General features: G+C 61.6%; 16 protein-coding genes. 8 read left to right on the plus strand and 8 right to left on the minus strand.

All coding sequences use genetic code 11. The features are described 5' to 3' along the window. Positions 1-57: 57 nt before the first annotated feature. The 3 genes from FEV51_RS01270 (at position 58) to ppdK (ending at position 5,875) form a co-directional block, all read left to right on the plus strand. On the plus strand, positions 58-957 hold the full coding sequence (locus FEV51_RS01270) for a glycine--tRNA ligase subunit alpha (RefSeq protein WP_138615419.1): 900 nt from the start codon (positions 58-60) through the stop codon (positions 955-957). Then, positions 954-3,092, plus strand: coding sequence for a glycine--tRNA ligase subunit beta (gene glyS, locus FEV51_RS01275; protein WP_138615420.1), 2,139 nt, complete (start codon positions 954-956; stop codon positions 3,090-3,092). Before FEV51_RS01270 ends, glyS begins: the two co-directional genes overlap by 4 nt. Before the next feature lie 119 nt (positions 3,093-3,211). Beyond that, on the plus strand, positions 3,212-5,875 hold the full coding sequence (gene ppdK / locus FEV51_RS01280) for a pyruvate, phosphate dikinase (RefSeq protein WP_138615421.1): 2,664 nt from the start codon (positions 3,212-3,214) through the stop codon (positions 5,873-5,875). Here ppdK and FEV51_RS01285 read toward each other — a convergent pair. Next, complete coding sequence (locus FEV51_RS01285) at positions 5,872-6,630, minus strand: methyltransferase domain-containing protein (RefSeq protein ID WP_138615422.1); 759 nt, start codon at positions 6,628-6,630, stop codon at positions 5,872-5,874. The two genes, ppdK and FEV51_RS01285, sit on opposite strands and share 4 nt — an antisense overlap. Positions 6,631-6,683: 53 nt before the next feature. Here FEV51_RS01285 and FEV51_RS01290 point away from each other — a divergent pair, with 53 nt between their 5' ends. The 4 genes from FEV51_RS01290 to FEV51_RS01305 all read left to right on the plus strand — a co-directional run bounded on the left by FEV51_RS01290 (position 6,684) and on the right by FEV51_RS01305 (position 10,509). Continuing rightward, positions 6,684-7,439: a ComF family protein gene (locus FEV51_RS01290; RefSeq protein ID WP_246034384.1), complete on the plus strand. Its 756-nt coding sequence runs from the start codon at positions 6,684-6,686 to the stop codon at positions 7,437-7,439. 386 nt (positions 7,440-7,825) lie between these two features. Continuing rightward, complete coding sequence (gene hisI, locus FEV51_RS01295) at positions 7,826-8,158, plus strand: phosphoribosyl-AMP cyclohydrolase (protein WP_425466590.1); 333 nt, start codon at positions 7,826-7,828, stop codon at positions 8,156-8,158. Positions 8,159-8,190: 32 nt separating this feature from the next. Next, positions 8,191-8,649: a MerR family transcriptional regulator gene (locus FEV51_RS01300; protein WP_138615425.1), complete on the plus strand. Its 459-nt coding sequence runs from the start codon at positions 8,191-8,193 to the stop codon at positions 8,647-8,649. Positions 8,650-8,703: 54 nt separating this feature from the next. Continuing rightward, positions 8,704-10,509: an acyl-CoA dehydrogenase C-terminal domain-containing protein gene (locus tag FEV51_RS01305; protein ID WP_138615426.1), complete on the plus strand. Its 1,806-nt coding sequence runs from the start codon at positions 8,704-8,706 to the stop codon at positions 10,507-10,509. 78 nt (positions 10,510-10,587) lie between these two features. On the opposite strand, the gene FEV51_RS01310 is transcribed toward FEV51_RS01305, so the two are convergent. The 7 genes from FEV51_RS01310 to tyrS form a co-directional block, all read right to left on the minus strand. Beyond that, positions 10,588-11,442, minus strand: a complete 855-nt coding sequence (locus tag FEV51_RS01310) for an ATP-grasp fold amidoligase family protein (protein ID WP_246034385.1) — start codon at positions 11,440-11,442, stop codon at positions 10,588-10,590. Then, positions 11,443-12,054 (minus strand): DUF1989 domain-containing protein, encoded by a 612-nt coding sequence (locus FEV51_RS01315; protein ID WP_138615427.1) that lies wholly within the window; start codon positions 12,052-12,054, stop codon positions 11,443-11,445. It abuts the gene before it with no gap. Further along, on the minus strand, positions 12,027-12,707 hold the full coding sequence (gene gntA / locus FEV51_RS01320; RefSeq protein ID WP_138615428.1) for a guanitoxin biosynthesis heme-dependent pre-guanitoxin N-hydroxylase GntA: 681 nt from the start codon (positions 12,705-12,707) through the stop codon (positions 12,027-12,029). The genes FEV51_RS01315 and gntA overlap by 28 nt, the downstream gene beginning before the upstream one ends. A 36-nt stretch (positions 12,708-12,743) precedes the next feature. Continuing rightward, positions 12,744-13,664, minus strand: a complete 921-nt coding sequence (cysK, locus tag FEV51_RS01325) for a cysteine synthase A (protein WP_138615429.1) — start codon at positions 13,662-13,664, stop codon at positions 12,744-12,746. Continuing rightward, a complete protein-coding gene (locus tag FEV51_RS01330) occupies positions 13,661-14,980 on the minus strand; it encodes an MFS transporter (protein WP_138615430.1) in 1,320 nt (439 codons plus the stop codon). Before FEV51_RS01330 ends, cysK begins: the two co-directional genes overlap by 4 nt. A gap of 63 nt (positions 14,981-15,043) precedes the next feature. Next, positions 15,044-15,382: a PilZ domain-containing protein gene (locus tag FEV51_RS01335; RefSeq protein WP_138615431.1), complete on the minus strand. Its 339-nt coding sequence runs from the start codon at positions 15,380-15,382 to the stop codon at positions 15,044-15,046. A gap of 110 nt (positions 15,383-15,492) precedes the next feature. Next, complete coding sequence (tyrS, locus tag FEV51_RS01340) at positions 15,493-16,722, minus strand: tyrosine--tRNA ligase (RefSeq protein ID WP_138615432.1); 1,230 nt, start codon at positions 16,720-16,722, stop codon at positions 15,493-15,495. Between the two features lie 31 nt (positions 16,723-16,753). Here tyrS and FEV51_RS01345 point away from each other — a divergent pair, with 31 nt between their 5' ends. Beyond that, a complete protein-coding gene (locus FEV51_RS01345; RefSeq protein WP_138615433.1) occupies positions 16,754-17,296 on the plus strand; it encodes a DOMON-like domain-containing protein in 543 nt (180 codons plus the stop codon). Positions 17,297-17,307 lie beyond the last annotated feature (11 nt).

Consider the following 17,307-nt stretch of genomic DNA (forward strand, 5'->3'; position numbering starts at 1 on the left):
GGCCATGTTGCAACGCGGCATTGACGCTCCCAAACCCATCCGCCATTGCCGCGCGTCATGAACCGCGATCCTGCCAACAGCTTTCAGGACATGATCCTTGCCCTCCATGATTTCTGGAGCGCGCACGGATGTCTGATCCTCCAACCCTATGACATGCGCATGGGGGCGGGCACTTTTCACACCGCCACCACGCTGCGCGCGCTGGGGCCGGAGCCGTGGAATGCCGCCTTTGTCCAGCCCTGCCGCCGCCCAACCGACGGGCGCTATGGCGAAAACCCGAATAGGCTGCAGCATTACTACCAATATCAGGTGATCCTGAAGCCCAGCCCATCGGACATTCAGGACCTTTATCTTGAAAGCCTGCGGGTCATCGGCATCGACCCGCTGAAGCATGACATCCGCTTTGTCGAAGACGATTGGGAAAGCCCAACGCTGGGCGCCTGGGGGCTGGGCTGGGAGGTCTGGTGTGACGGTATGGAGGTGACGCAGTTCACCTATTTCCAGCAGATGGGCGGCTTCGATTGCAAGCCGGTGGCTGGCGAACTTACCTACGGGCTGGAACGGCTCGCGATGTATATCCAGAGCGTCGACAATGTGTACGACCTGGCGTTCAATTCCGCCGGCGTAAGCTATGGTGACGTGTTTCTCGAAAACGAGAAGCAGATGTCGAAATGGAACTTTGAAGTCGCCGACACTGACGCGCTGTTCGACCTGTTTGCCAAGGCCGAGGCCGAGTGCCGCAATGCGCTCGCCAATGAAGTGCCCATCGCCGCCTATGAACAAGCGGTCGAAGCCAGCCACATCTTCAACCTGTTGCAGGCGCGCGGCGTGATCAGCGTGCAGGAACGCGCCAGCTACATGGCACGCGTCCGCGACCTCGCGCGCGGATCGTGTGAAGCGCACATGGCCAAGGAAGCGCCTGTCTGGGCCGAGAAATATCCGGAGTGGAGCGCATGAGCGATTTCCTCCTCGAACTGCGCAGCGAAGAGATTCCCGCGCGGATGCAGGCCGGTGCCCGCGCCGAGCTGGAGAAGCTGTTCCGCCGCGAAATGACGTCGGCGGGTGTTGACGTCGCTGGCGTCACGGTGTGGTCGACACCGCGCCGCCTTGCCCTGATCGCGCGCGGACTGCCTGACGCCACGCAGGCGGTGAGCGAGGAAGCCAAAGGCCCGCCGCAGGGCGCTCCCGATGCGGCGATCGACGGGTTCTGCCGCAAAAATGGCGTCACGAAGGACCAGCTGGAACTGCGCGACGTCAAGGGCCGCCAGATCTATTTCGCTGTGATCGAAAAACCCGGCCAATCGGTGCGCGATTTGCTGGCCAAAGCGATCCCCGCGATCATCCGCGAGTTCAGCTGGCCCAAGTCGATGCGCTGGGGCGATGCGTCGATCGGCACCGATAGCCTGCGCTGGGTGCGCCCGCTGAGCGGCATCGTGGCGCTGCTGGGCGATGACATCGTGGAGTGCGGCGTGCATGGCGTGACCAGCGGAGCCGCGACGAAAGGCCACCGCTTCCACCACTCGGGCGAGATTACCATTGGCAATGCCGCTGATTACGCGATGAAACTGCGCGCAGGACACGTGATTGTCGATCACGCCGAGCGTCAGGACATGATCCGCACCGGCGCCGCTGCAGTGGCATCGGAAGCCGGGCTGTCTCTGGTCGAGGATGAGGACCTGGTGATCGAGAACGCGGGCCTGACCGAATGGCCGATCCCGCTGCTGGGCCGGTTCGAGGATGATTTCCTCGAAGTCCCGCCCGAGACGATCCAGCTGACCGCACGCGTGAACCAGAAGTATTTCGTGTGCGAGGATGCGGAAGGCAAACTCGCCAACGCCTTCATCTGCACCGCCAATATCGCGGCGGAAGACGGCGGCGCGGCGATTGTCGACGGCAACCGCAAAGTCCTCGCCGCCCGCCTGTCCGACGCGCGGTTCTTCTGGGACGTCGACCGCAAGAAGACGCTTGAGCAGCACGCTGAGGGTCTGGCGCGGATTACCTTCCATGAGAAGCTGGGCACGGTTGCCGATAAGGTAAAGCGCGTTGCAAAATTGGCCGAATGGCTGACGTCCGATGCCGCTGCGCCAAACGGCGATCACAAGGCGGCCCGGCGCGCTGCAGAACTGTGCAAGGCGGACCTCGTCACCGAAATGGTTGGTGAATTCCCCGAACTACAAGGACTTATGGGCGGCTATTACGCCCGTGCCGAGGGTCTGCAAAGCGATGTGGCTGACGCAATTCGCGATCATTACAAGCCTGTCGGACAGGAAGACGAGGTTCCCACTGCCCCGCTAACGGTTGCGGTGGGCCTTGCCGATAAACTGGATACGCTGCTCAGCTTCTTCAAAATCGGTATCTTTCCCACCGGGTCCAAAGACCCTTTTGCCTTGCGCCGAGCAGCGTTGGGTTACCTGCGCTTGGTTCAGGCTAACGATTTGAACCTCTCGCTCGACCAGGTTGTCCACGCATGGGATGGCAGACCCAACAAGGCGCTAGTCTCAAAGCTGACTGACTTCCTCGCCGACCGCCTCAAGGTCCAGCAGCGCGAGGCGGGTGTCCGCCACGACCTGATCGACGCAGTGTTCGCGCTCGGCGGCGAGGACGATCTGGTTCGCCTGCTGGCCCGCGTGAAGGCGCTCCAATCCTTCATGGACAGCGAAGACGGCACCAACCTCCTCGCGGGCTACAAACGCGCAGCCAATATCCTCAAGAAGGAGGACTGGCAGGGCAGTGGCAGCCGCATTGCCCGTACCGGCGATGAAGACCCGATGGAGAATGTCGACGATCCGCAGATGCGCGCGATCTATGCCGCGCGCGCAAAAACCCTTTCCTACACGCCCGAACCTGCGGAAAAGGCGCTGATCGATGCGCTGGACGCGGCCGGACCGAAAGCCGCAGCGGCCATCGAAGCGGAGGATTTCTCCGCGGCGATGTCTGCGCTCGCATCCCTGCGCGCGCCGATCGACAGTTTCTTCGAGGATGTGACAGTGAATGACGATGATCCGGCTAAACGCAGCGCCCGTCTGGATTTGCTCGCGCGGTTCCGCGATGCGGTCCACCGGGTCGCGGATTTCTCCCGTATCGAAGGGTAAATGGAAGGTGACAGTTCGCCATTCCCAATTTGCCAATTAAGCCAATTGTTTTCGGTATTTAAGCGCGGCCGGATATTTTTCAAAAGGGGCCGGTAAATGGTCCACGTAAGGAATAGAATTTGACCAGCACAGTCTTCCACTTCGGCGGCGCCGCGGACCATGACGATCCGCGCCAGAAGGACAAGACCGTCACCGGCGGCAAGGGCGCAAATCTGGCCGAAATGGCCAGCATCGGCCTGCCGGTCCCGCCGGGTTTTACGATCTCTACTGAAGAAAGCGTGCGTTATCTGAACGATGGCGCAGGCTTCTCTGACGGGCTGCAAGATCACGTGGCGCAGGCGCTGACGCATATCGAGCGGACAGTTGGCAAGCGCTTCGGCGATCCCGCCGATCCGCTGCTGGTCTCGGTCCGTTCAGGCGCGCGGGTGTCGATGCCCGGCATGATGGACACCGTTCTCAACCTGGGCCTGAATGATCAGACCGTTGCAGGGCTGGCCGCCAAATCGGGGCAGCCGCGTTTCGCCTGGGACAGCTATCGCCGGTTCATCCAGATGTACTCAGACGTGGTGCTGGGCGTGGATCACGGCTTGTTTGAAGAAGCACTCGAAATTGCCAAGGAAGACAAGGGCCTCTACGCCGATACCGAGATGAAATGCGAAGACTGGCAGACGCTGGTGGCGCAGTACAAGCAGATCGTGACCGACGAGCTGGGCCGCGACTTCCCGCAGGACGTCAATGAACAGCTGTGGGGCGCCATCCGCGCCGTGTTCGACAGCTGGGACAGCGACCGTGCCAAGGTCTATCGCCGCCTCAACGACATCCCGCCCGAATGGGGCACCGCCGTCAATGTACAGGCGATGGTGTTCGGCAATATGGGCGAAACCAGCGCCACCGGCGTCGCCTTCACCCGCGACCCCTCTACCGGAGAGCGGGCTTATTACGGCGAATGGCTGGTCAATGCGCAGGGCGAGGATGTGGTCGCCGGCATCCGCACCCCGCAATACCTGACCCGTGCGGCCCGCGAAACCGCAGGGGCCAAGCCGCTCAGCATGGAAGAGGCAATGCCCGAAGCTTACGGCGAGCTGGCGCGCGTATTCGACCTGCTGGAACGGCATTACCGCGATATGCAGGACATCGAGTTCACAGTGGAGGAAGGCAAGCTGTGGATGCTCCAGACCCGCAGCGGCAAGCGGACTGCCAAGGCGGCGCTGAAGATGGCGGTCGATATGGTGGAAGAAGGGCTGATCGACGAGAAAACCGCGATTCTGCGCGTCGATCCGATGGCGCTGGACCAATTGCTGCACCCGACGCTTGATCCCGATGCGCCGCGCGATGTGCTGGCCACGGGCCTCCCCGCCTCGCCGGGCGCAGCATCGGGCAAGATCGTGCTCGACGCCGACACCGCAGAGCAGTGGGCCGGACGCGGTGACAAGGTGATCCTGGTGCGGGTGGAAACCAGCCCCGAGGACATCCACGGTATGCACGCCGCACAGGGCATATTGACTGCACGCGGCGGCATGACCAGCCACGCGGCCGTGGTGGCGCGCGGGATGGGGCGGCCCTGTGTCTCGGGCGCATCGCAGGTCTCGATTGTGCGTGAAGCGCGCACGCTAAGGATCGGAAATCGCGAGCTGAAAGAGGGTGACACGATCACCATCGACGGCGCCAATGGCCAGGTGATGGCCGGCGAAGTCGCGACGATCGAGCCGGAGCTGGCGGGCGATTTCGGAGTGTTGATGGAATGGGCCGACCGGCACCGCCGGATGCGCATCCGCACCAATGCCGAAACCGAGCAGGATTGCCGGATGGCACGGCAATTCGGGGCCGAGGGGATCGGCCTGTGCCGGACCGAACACATGTTCTTCGATGCGAGCCGCATCAGCCTGGTGCGCCAGATGATCCTGGCCAGTGACGAGAAAGGCCGCCGCGCTGCGCTGGCCCAGTTGCTGCCCGAACAGCGCGCCGATTTTCACGCTATCTTCGAGGTGATGGTGGGGCTGCCATGCACCATCCGCTTGCTCGATCCTCCGCTGCACGAGTTCCTGCCGCATAATGAAGCGGACTTTGCCGATCTGGCCGAGGCGACCGGGCTGGGCGTGGACCATCTGCGCCGCCGGGCCGGGGAGTTGCACGAGTTCAACCCGATGCTGGGCCATCGCGGGTGCCGGCTTGGGATCACCTATCCTGAAATCTACGAAATGCAGGCGCGCGCCATCTTCGAGGCGGCCTGTGATGTTGCAGCCGTGAGCGGCGAAGCGCCGGTGCCGGAGATCATGATCCCGCTGGTGGCGACCCGCCGCGAGCTGACTTTGCTCAAACACGCCATCGACCGCGTCGCTGACGAAGTGTTCGCTGAGAAAGAGCGGCGCATCATCTATCTGGTCGGCACCATGATCGAATTGCCGCGCGCCGCGCTGATGGCGGGCGAAATCGCGCATGATGCGGAGTTCTTGAGCTTCGGCACCAATGACCTCACCCAGACCACTCTGGGCGTCAGTCGTGATGATGCCGCGCGGTTCCTGTCGGTCTATGTCGACAAGGGCATCTTCCCGCGCGATCCCTTTGTCAGTCTCGACATCGACGGCGTCGGGCAATTGGTCGAGCTGGCAGTGCAGCGCGGGCGAGCCACTCGGTCAGATATCAAGTTGGGCATCTGCGGTGAACATGGCGGCGATCCGGCCAGCATCGACTTTTGCGAAAAGGTCGGGCTGGACTATGTCAGCGCCTCACCATACCGTGTGCCGATTGCCAGATTGGCTGCCGCGCAGGCAAGCCTTCGTTAGGACTTCCAGCCAGTTAGGGTCAGTATCTCGAAGCTTTCGAGAGTACGTTTGCGGTCTTCCGCAGTGGCCAGAAACGCGGTGCGCGCCCTGTCCAGCGCTGCCTTGCCAAGCGGTCCGGCGGGCTTGGCCAGCACGCCGCCCAAGCCCTGATCGCGCAGATCGGACACCAGCCGGTCGAGCGATCGGTAGGCCACCGTCATGCTCCGGCTGTCGACCACCTGCCGCCGGAAACCGGCACGCTCAAGCAGCGCCGATGCGGAGCGGTTGTCAATCAGCGGATGCATCCGCGCCGCGGGCCGGTCAGGCTCAGCCGCCAGCATCGCACGCCGCAATTGGGGCAGGCTGCCCGCCCCGGTGATGCTGGCAATCAGAATGCCGTCATCGGCCAGCGCATGACGCAAATGGAGCAAGGCGGCCGGCAGATCGTTCACCCGGTCGAGCGAGGCAAGACTGACGATCAGATCAAAGCCGCCCTCCGCCAGCGGCTGCTCCTCGTCGAGCGAACGGACATCCTCCTCCAGAACCTGCGCCTTCCCGCCGCCCAGTGACAGCGCCAGCGTCCCTGTCCAGTCGCCAATCACCAGCGCGCGGGCAGGGGAGAGCCGCATGAATTCAAGTCGTTCGAGAACATCCTCGACCATCTCATCAAGCACATACCGCGCCGTATCCCGCGCCGCTTGCCGGACCAGCGCACGACGCAATGCGGCCTGTCGGCGGGGGCGGGCGAAGATCTGCGGCGGCGAACGATGCTCCATGCCGCGCAACTGCAACGCTTGCCAGCGATGCGCAAGCGTTGCAGCATGGCAATGTGCCAGCTTCCCACATCCTTGCGCAAAGTCTCGCTCCGCTGATCGATCTTGTGTTCCCGCCGCGCTGCCCGGCGTGCGGTGAGGGTTTGGGTGAGCAGGGCGGTCTGTGTTCGGAATGCTGGGAGGATCTGGCGATTCCCGGAGATCCCAGCTGCACCACCTGCCAGCGCCCGTTTGGCGACAGCGGCCCCGAGCAAGGTGCAATGTGCGCGCCCTGCCTTGCAGCGCCGCCTGTGCATGACGGGATTGCCGCCGGGACGCTGTACACTGATACATCGCGCAAGCTGGTGCTCGCTTTCAAACATGGCCGCCGGATCGCGCTGGCGCCGATGCTGGCGCGGCTGATTGCAGCGCGTTTGCCACAGGCCGATCCCGAGCGACTCATAGTTCCCGTCCCGCTGCACCGCTGGCGGCTGTGGAAGCGCGGCTACAATCAGGCGGCGCTGCTGGGCCGCGAATTGGAGCGCGCGGGGCATGGCCGTCTGCTCGTGAGCGGATTGGTCCGCACGAAGGCCACGCCGTCACTTGGCGGCATGAGCTCAAAGGCACGTGCGAAAGCGCTCGCGGGTGCAATTGTTGTAGCGCCGAATGCAAAGTTCACAGGCCGAGATGTTATACTGGTGGATGACGTGCTGACCAGCGGAGCGACCAGCACCGCCTGCATCAAAGCGCTGAAATTTGCGGGCGCGAAAAGCGTGACGATCGCCTGCTTTGCCCGTGTACTGAATGAAGCAGTTGCGAATGCGCACCGGTAAATGGCCAAAACGAAACGCCCGGATCCTTCCGGACCCGGGCGCCACGTGACGAAAATAACCGGATCCACCTTTCGGCTAAGGTGCGACCCCCCAGTGCGCACCAGATCCCATCCCTCATCGTTACCGGCTGCGCCGCGCATTTTCACGCGCTGGCAGCGAAACCGGATCCCCTGAACCTGGCACTCTGCGGCACCCACGCTCTGGTGGGCAGGCCTCACGACCTGCGAACCGGATAATTACGCTAATCGGGCAATCCACAAACAAGCTTGTCGCAATGCGCTCGATTTTGGGACGTGCTTGTGGTTATCGTGCAACATGGGAAAGCGGCCTGCAAGGAGATTTGCGTGACGAACGATAGTGACGAGCGGGAGACAGGCAGCGCGTTTATGCCCAAATTTGACGCTCAAGGATTGCTGAGCGCTGTCGTGCTCCATGCCGATACACGTGTGCCTTTGATGGTGGCTTTCATGGATGACAAAGCGGTTGCCGCGACACGTGAAACCGGACTTGCGCACTTCCATTCGCGGTCGCGCGGCCGGCTGTGGAAGAAGGGCGAGAGTTCGGGCCATGTGCTGCGCGTGGAGAAGATATTGGTCGATTGCGATCAGGATGCGCTGGTGTTGATGGCCCGCCCGGAAGGCCCGACCTGTCACACCGGCGCGACGAGTTGTTTCTATCGCAAGCTGGAAGGCGGCCTTCTCCACTCCGTCAAGTCTTGACGCTTACGTAAACTGCCTGTTAGGAAGGCGGCATGACACACCCGCTTCCCAACGCCATTTCCGCTGACCGTACAGAGCGCCGCCATGCTGGCGCGCATCTTGACCGTCCCGACGCTTTTGCGCGGGAGCAGTTTTCGATCTCCGACCTGACCAGCGAGTTTGATTGCACGGCACGCGCCTTGCGGTTTTACGAGGACGAAGGGCTGATTGCTCCGTCCCGTGTCGGACTGACCCGCATTTATTCGCAGCGTGATCGGGCGCGGCTTGCCTGGATTATGCGCGCCAAGAATGTCGGCTTCTCGCTTACCGAAATTCGCGAGATGATCGATCTGTACGATCTTGGCGATGGCCGGGTCGAACAGCGCCGCGTCACGATCGAAAAATGCCGCGCTCACGTTGCCAAACTGAAAAGCCAGCGTGACGATATCGACAGTTCGATTAACGAGCTGAGCGAATTTATCGAGCATATCGAAACTCTCGATCTGGATTGACGGCCACCCGCCGCACCCGTTTCAACCTCCCACAATCATACCAAGGACACGCAGATGCCCAGCTACACCGCACCCACACGTGACACCCGTTTCATCGTCAACGAGCTGCTCGACCTTGCGAGCTATGGCGATCTGCCCGGCTTTCAAAGCGCCACGCCCGACATGATCGACACAGTCATTAACGAGGCAGGCAAGTTCTGCTCCGAGGTTCTGGCGGCGATCAACCAAGCTGGTGACGAGCATGGCTGCACGCGCAATGAAGATGGTTCGGTAACCACCCCTCCGGGTTTCAAGGCGGCGTTCGACCAGTTCGTAGAATCGGGTTGGGGCACAATCTCGGCTCCGGAAGAATTTGGCGGGCAGGGTATGCCTCATGTGTTGGGCTTTGCGGTTGAGGAGTTCATCTCATCAGCCAATCAGGCGTTCGGTATGTATCCGGGCCTGACCAATGGCGCGGTTTCGGCTTTGATCGCCAAGGGTTCGGACGAGCAGAAGGCGCTCTATCTGCCCAAGATGATCGCCAATGAATGGCTCGGCACGATGAATTTGACCGAGCCGCATTGCGGCACCGATCTGGGCATGATCCGCACCAAGGCGCAGCCCAATGGCGATGGCAGCTATGCGATCACCGGGACCAAGATTTTCATCTCGGCAGGCGAGCATGATCTGACCGACAACATAATCCATCTGGTGCTGGCCAAGACCCCCGGCGCGCCTGACAGTACGAAGGGCATTTCGCTGTTCGTGGTGCCCAAGGTGCTGGTCAATGACGATGGCTCGCTGGGCGATCGCAATGGCGTGTCCTGCGGCTCGATCGAACATAAGATGGGCATTCACGGCAATTCGACCTGCGTGCTCAACTATGACGGCGCAACAGGCTGGATGGTTGGCGAGGAGAACAAGGGCCTCGCCGCGATGTTCATCATGATGAATGCCGCGAGGCTTGGCGTTGGCATTCAGGGCTATTCACAGTCCGAAGTCGCTTACCAGAACGCCGTGGCTTACGCGCTGGATCGCCGTCAGGGCAGGGCTTTGACCGGCCCGGCGGAGCCTGAGGCTCAGGCCGATCCAATCTTCGTGCACCCCGATGTTCGCCGGATGCTGATGGACGGTAAGGCTTTCAACGAAGGCATGCGCGCACTGGCGCTGTGGGGCGCGCTACTGGTCGATCTGACGCACAAGGCCGCGACCGAAGAAGCCCGCGCTGAGGCCGATCAGATGATTGGACTGCTGACCCCGGTCATCAAGGGGTATGGCACTGACAAGGGCTTCGATGTTGCCGTAAATATGCAGCAGGTCTTTGGCGGTCACGGCTACATCCGGGAATGGGGCATGGACCAGTTCGTTCGTGACGCCCGCATCGCCCAGATCTACGAAGGCACCAATGGTGTGCAGGCGATGGATCTGTGCGGCCGCAAACTGGGCAGCAAGGGCGGCGCGGCAATCCAGGCCTTCTTCAAGATGGTTGGCGAGGAATGCGCAGCGGCCAAGGGCGACGAAACGCTCGGCCCGATTGCCGAGAAGCTGGAAAAGGCGTTGGGCGAACAGCAGGCTGCCACCATGTGGTTTATGCAGAACGCGATGGCCAACCCCAACCATCTGGGGGCCGGCGCGCATCACTATATGCACATCATGGGCATTACCACGCTGGGCCTGATGTGGCTGCGTATGGCGAAAATCGCCCAGGAAAATCTGGCCGGTTTGCCTGATGACAAGGCGTTTTACGAGGCGAAGATCGCCACGGCGCGGTACTACGCCGAACGCTTCCTGCCCGACGCAGGCGCGCTGCGCCGCAAGCTGGAAGCAGGCAGCGACAATATGATGGCGCTGGGCGAAGAGGCCTTCGCAACCGCCGCCTGATCTTAGTGGATTAAGGTGACACTGGTGCGGGGCGTCTTCCTACGGAAAACGCCCCGTTTCATTTGCGGATAAGAGCTGTCAGGCGGCGGCGATTTGCGGCGGTATAGCGCCAGCCACTTCCACTGGGCGCCCACCCAGCGCCGCTCGCCACAGATCGCCCAATTCAAAGTCAATCCAGTCCGCAGCAAACGGATCGAGACCCGATCCGGGATACAGGCAAAACTCGCCGAATAGCGGCTGTCTGTCGATCTCATAGAAATCCACTCGCAGGAAACTGTGTCCGGCAGCGAGTTGTTCTGCAGCATCAAGCATTGCGGACAGGCTTTCTGGCGCTGTGGGCCGATCATTGCCGGGCACCAATTGGCGCCAATCGCGGTCATGCAGGATCCAGCGGTGCCTGCCAGCGCGGCCCAGATGCACTTGCACATGAGTGGCGCGCCCGCCGAAAACATAGATCTTGTAATCAAGCGGCAAGGTGATGCTATCGCCAAGCAAAGGCTCTGCGATCAGACCGCGTGTGGTGTCGCGATACGCACTTTCATCCAGCCATGTGCCGTAGGGTTTGGCCGTCCATTTTTCGCCCAATGCCCGCAAGGCCTGCCACTCGCGACTGTCGGGCTGATGCCGCAAAACAACGTTCTGGTTGCAACCATGCCGCGCCTTCATGATCGCAGGACAGGCGAATGGCTGCTGCTCCGGCAGTCTATCCCCGTGCCATGCTGTCGGGATTACCCAGTCGCGGCCCAGACGTCCCTGCACCAGAGCCTTTGAAGTTACCTTGTCCATCAAGACAGCTTGCTCCTGCCCGCCCTCATGCAGCTTGCGCCACTGGACGAGTTCGGTGAAGCGGCGCGGGTTTTCCAAAGCGGGGAGGCGGCGGTGTCCCCACAAATAGGTAAGCCCGATCCGTGCCCGGGCAGCGAACGTGTCCAACTATGTGATCGCGTAATGGATGGGTTTGAAGCTGCCGCCGTTGGAATCGTAGGCGGAACAAGCCGTTAGTCCGATGATGCAATCAATCTCGGCGCGCAGTTCGATACGGTCGCCCGGTTTGCTGGTTGGTGGGAGCACACGCAGTTTGCCGCTGGAGCCATCGACCGGAACGTTCATGAACAGATTGAATGCGGTCGGAATATCGTCCGGCCCGATGCCAAAAGGCTCAAGTGCTTCGGCCAGATTGCCAAAGCAGCCGCGATGGACTGGCTTGTCGGCATAGAAATGGCGGAAAGTTGCTTCGCTGCAGGGGGTCAGCAGAAAATCGTGCCGGCCTACCGTATCCTCGGTGATCGAGAGCATGGCGCGCGACCGGTTCGACCACAGCCGGTGACCCGCCGTCAGCGCAATGGTTTCCTCGTAATCGAATGTCCGGCCATTAGAGATGACTTCGCGCACATCGTCAGCGGAATAAGCCAGCAAATCGGCGACTTGATGACCTTCGGGATCGACGACAGTCAGCGTCTTTCCTGCGGGAAGTCGGAAGGCTGCCCCACTACGCGGTGGGATAACGGTGAAATCGCTCACGCGCGGGGATCCTGAAACGGGCATTTCCAGTCATCACCAACCGCACGGCCGCTGAACTGGCGTGCGGCGCTGACTTCGCCGTGCTGGGCCAACATTGGATTGATAGTACCAGCAATGGCGATATCGCGTTCGATGATCGTTTCGCGCATCCGGTCATAGCGGCCCTGCGCGCGCAGCTTTTCAAACTGGTCATGCAGATTGAACACCATTGCCGGCGCGGCAAAGCGCCTTGCGGGCCGTGATGCGCGCGGGTGCAGGCCGACCACGAAATATGCCTCGCCGCCAAAGCTGACAGAGAAGTGCGGATCGTCGGGATCAGCGCTGACCGATGACGCGAAATCCTCGCCCAGCCATGCGTCCTTGGCGGCGAAAGATTGCAGCCGCTCCCACATAGCCTTTTCGAACGCCGTCTCACTCAGCGTGGTGGGGCCATCGAACAGCACTACAAGGCTGCGCAGATTGCTGTCCTTGCCGTCATACTCATCGGCCCAGTTTAAAAGTTCGCGGTGGATATCGAGATCATTCCACCCGCTGGTGATGTCTCGGGCACGGACAATCTTGAGATTGCCGCGCGCAGCCGCAGACTTCGCGCCGACGCACGGAAATTCGGGCGCTTTGATCTGCGCTATGAACTCATCGGGAGAAACGGTCTCTCCATGCAACGTATCGAATACCATGCTTAGGAAAGTGACAGAACCTCAATAGGTTCCGCTTCAGCTCTCTGGCAGGAAATCGGGCACTGACAGATACCGCTCACCCGTATCGTAATTGAAGCCCAGAATGCGGGCGTCGGGTGCCAGTTCGGGCAGTTTCTTGGCAATGGCCGCAAGTGTCGCCCCGCTGGAAATGCCGACCAGCAGCCCTTCCTCGGTGGCGCATCGGCGCGCCATGTCCTTGGCGTCCGCCGCATCGACCTGGATCGCGCCATCAATCGCCTGCGTGTGCAGATTACCGGGCAGGAAGCCCGCGCCAATGCCCTGAATCGGATGCGGGCCGGGCTGTCCGCCGGAAATCACCGGCGACAATTCCGGCTCAACCGCAAAGGCTTTCATGCCAGTCCAGGTCTTCTTCAATTCTTCGGCACAGCCGGTCAGATGGCCGCCGGTGCCCACGCCGGTTATCATCACATCGATGGGGGTGTCTGCGAAATCGCTCAAAATTTCCTGCGCGGTGGTGCGCATGTGAATCTTGAAGTTGGCCTCGTTATCAAACTGGCTGGGCATCCACGCGCCATCGGTCTTGCCGACCAGTTCCTGCGCGCGCTCGATTGCGCCCTTCATGCCCTTTTCCTTGGGCGTCAGGTCGAAGCGCGCGCCATAGGCCAGCATCAGGCGGCGGCGCTCGATGCTCATGCTTTCCGGCATCACCAGAACCAGATCATAGCCCTTCACCGCGGCCACCATAGCCAGACCGATGCCGGTATTGCCGCTGGTCGGTTCAATAATCGTACCGCCGGGCTTCAGCGCGCCGGAGCGTTCGGCATCCTCGACCATGGCAAGGCCGATGCGGTCCTTGATCGAACCACCGGGATTGCTGCGCTCGCTCTTCACCCAGACCTCATGGTCGGGGAACATGCGGGCGAGGCGGATATGCGGGGTGCCGCCGATAGTGGCGAGGACGGATTCGGCTTTCATGGACTGGCCTCCTTGGGGGATTCGTCGAGGAATTCGGGTGCGAAGGTATCGGCTTGGCGCAATTGCGGGAAGAGCACGGCCCAGATCGCGGTCACTAATATGGCCCCCGCGCCGCCGAACACAACCGCCCCGGCTGCACCAAGGAAGGCAGCCGCCAGCCCCGATTGCATCTCGCCCAGCTCGTTTGAGGCCGAGATTGCGAGGCCGGAAATCGACGAAACCCTCCCGCGCATCCGGTCCGGCGTGTTGAGCTGGACAAGGCTGGACCGGATAAAGACCGAGATCATGTCGAAAGCGCCCAGCAGCACCAGCATGATGATCGACACTGTGTAATCGCGGCTGAGCCCGAAGCCGATCGTCGCCGCGCCAAAGCCCACCACGGACCACAGCATTTTGGAGCCGACTTTGCGTTCCAGCGGACGCCACGCCATCCATGCCGCAACCACTGACGCCCCCAGAGCAGGCGCGCCGCGCATGATGCCAAGCCCTTCCGGCCCGACCATCAATATGTCACGCGCGAACACCGGCAGCATGGCCGTCGCGCCGCCCAGCAGCACGGCTAACAGATCCAGTGTGACGCAGCCCAGCAGGAAGCGCTGACGCCAGGTATATTGCGCGCCTTCCACCATTTGGCGGACCGGGTGCTTGGGTTCAGCATCCTGCTCGGCACGGATTGGGCGGATCGACAGGATCAGCGCTGCTGACCCGATCAGAAGCGCGGCTGAGAGCGCGTGCGGCAGCCATTGCGCCTCGGCAAACAGGAACCCGCCCACTGCCGGGCCCATCACGGTCGCGCCCTGCCAGGCAATGCTCGACAGAGCGATGGCGCGCGGGAGCAGGCGCAAAGGCACGATGTTGGGTGCAATGGAACTCATCGCCGGGCCAAGGAACACCCGTGCCCCGCCATGCAAAGCCGCCAGTGCGAACAATATCGGCAATGTCAGTGCACCCAGATACGTCATCACGGTCAGGGCAATAGTGATTGTGCAGTCGGTCAGATTGCCCATTGCGGCGACATGGCGCCGGTCAAAGCGATCCGCGGCCCATCCGGCCACCGGGGTCAGCACGAACAGCGGGATAAATTGCGCCAGCCCCAGCAGGCCCAGCAGAAACGCACCTTCCGACCGGCTGTAACCATAATCGCTGCGCGCCAGATCGTATGCCTGATAGCCGATCAGCACCACCATCGACAGCGTGGCAGCAACGGCAATGAAGCGTGCAGTCCAGAATCGGCGGAAGTCGGGAATGACCAGCGGGCTGGTGGGTTCGGTCCCGGCAGGGGAGGGCGCAGCGGGAATCGTCACGCGCCGACGCATGACAGGCGCGCCTTCGGTTGTGAAGACGCGCCTGCTTTGCGATTTAAAAGCTGTTGTTGCGGATCAGCGCAGTTTGCGCAGCCGTGGGTTGGGTTGCAGCGTGTCGATCAGCGACAGGAAGTCGTCGACACGGACAATCCGTTCAAACTGGAAACCGGCGCGGTTGTCGCGGGTCCAGATGCAATAGGCTTCAATCCGTCCCACAACGGGCAGGCGAATAATCACCCGCTCGCCGCGCGACAGTTCGTGCGCGTCGTCGATCATAAAGCCATTGGCCGAGATATTGGCGATATGCATCCGCAAATCGCCGCGACCAAAATGTTCTGCGATCACGGGGTGATCGACAGGGTGGCGCGCCATGCGCCGCTGGTCGGTTACGCTGAGTTGTGCTCCGGCGCTCATGCAGAACGATCCCTGATAATGTCTGGTGAACACAGTGATGCACAATAAAGGCTGAAATTTAGTAAACCCGAAGGTCAGGAATTATAAGAATTGTTGCGAACTGTCGCGTTTCAGGGGCGCAATATCGCATGCTTCTTTTTGCCCAGGCTCAATTTCGCTTCGTCCCCGACGGCCAAAGTGATGAGCTGGCCCGGGTCGCTGACCGGCTGGCCATCCAGCTTGACCGCACCTTCGGCCAGCTTGCGCTTGGCCTCGCCGTTCGATGCGGTGAAGCCTAGCGCGGTTAGCACTGCGCCAATCCGCATGCCTTCGGCCCCCAGTGACAGCGTGGGCAAATCCTCGCCCAATCCGCCGCCGGCAAAGGTCGCTTGCGCAGTCTGTTCAGCAAGCTTCGCCGCATCTTCCCCGCGCACCAGTTTCGTCACTTCATTGGCAAGGACGGCTTTGGCATCATTGATGGCAGAGCCTTCCAGCGCCTCCAGCCGCGCGATCTCGTCCAGCGGCAAGTCGGTGAACAGCCGCAGGAAACGGCCCACATCACGGTCATCAGTGTTGCGCCAATATTGCCAGAAATCGTAATTGGGCAGCTGCGCCTCGTTCAGCCAGACCGCGCCCGCAGCGGTCTTGCCCATCTTGGCTCCGTCCGCTGTGGTCAGCAGTGCGGTGGTCAGGCCGAACAGTTCATACCCGTCCATACGGCGGCCAAGCTCCATCCCGTTAACGATATTACCCCACTGGTCACTGCCGCCCATTTGGAGACGGCACGCATAACGCTGCGCGAGCTCGCGGAAATCATAAGCCTGCAGGATCATGTAGTTGAATTCGAGAAAGGTCAGCGGTTGTTCGCGGTCGAGCCGCAGCTTCACCGAATCGAAGGTCAGCATCCGGTTGACCGTGAAATGCGGTCCGACCGTGCGCAGCAATTCGATATAGCCAAGCTGGCTGAGCCATTCGTCATTATCGACAAGCACGGCATCGGTGGGGCCATCGCCAAAGGTCAGCAGCCGTTCGAACACAGTACGGATCGATGCAATGTTTTGCTGGATTGCCTCGCTGGTCAGCATTTGCCGCGATTTGTCCTTGCCGCTGGGGTCGCCCACCTTGGTCGTCCCGCCGCCCATCACCACAATCGGCTTGTGCCCGGTCTGTTGCAGACGGCGCAGCATCATGATTTGTACCAGACTGCCGATATGCAGGCTTGGCGCAGTGGCATCGAACCCGATATAGCCCGGCACAACCTGCTTGCTGGCAAGCGTGTCGAGACCTTCGGCATCGGTAAGCTGATGAAGATAGCCACGCTCGTCGAGTAGGCGCAGGAGATTGGACTGGTAGGTGCTCATGATAAGCGCCCGCTAGCATGAGGATGAACGGATGCAAACGCATGAACTGATCGCGCATCCGGCGCATCCCGCGTCGCGGGTTACCGGGGTGGAGGCGCGCATCATCGGGCGCGATGCCAAATGGCTGCGGCTGCGTTGGCGCATTGCTGGTGGCGGCGCGCTGGTGGTGCCGCCATTTGCCGGGCGGGGCAGGGCGGACGAGCTGTGGCGCAGCACCTGCTTTGAACTGTTCCTCAAACCTCAGGGCGGCGAGGGTTATTGCGAGCTGAATCTCAGCCCTTCGGAACGCTGGGCCGCCTATGATTTCGACAGCTACCGTGAGGGGATGCGTGAACGCCCGTTTCCGCCCGAACCATCCTGTACCATGCGTCAGGGCAGCAGTTTCGCAATCTTTGATGCCGCGATCCCGGCTGCAGGCCTGCCCGATGCAGATTGCGCCATGGGGCTCAGCTGCGTACTGGAGGAAACCGGCGGCGCAACCAGTTACTGGGCACTGTGCCAGCCAGACCGTGCACCCGACTTCCACGATCCCGCTTGCTTCACCGCGCAGCTTGCGGCACCCATCCCGGCATGACACTGGGGCCG

This window comes from Qipengyuania marisflavi, from assembly GCF_005884405.1.
Classification (GTDB): domain Bacteria; phylum Pseudomonadota; class Alphaproteobacteria; order Sphingomonadales; family Sphingomonadaceae; genus Qipengyuania; species Qipengyuania marisflavi.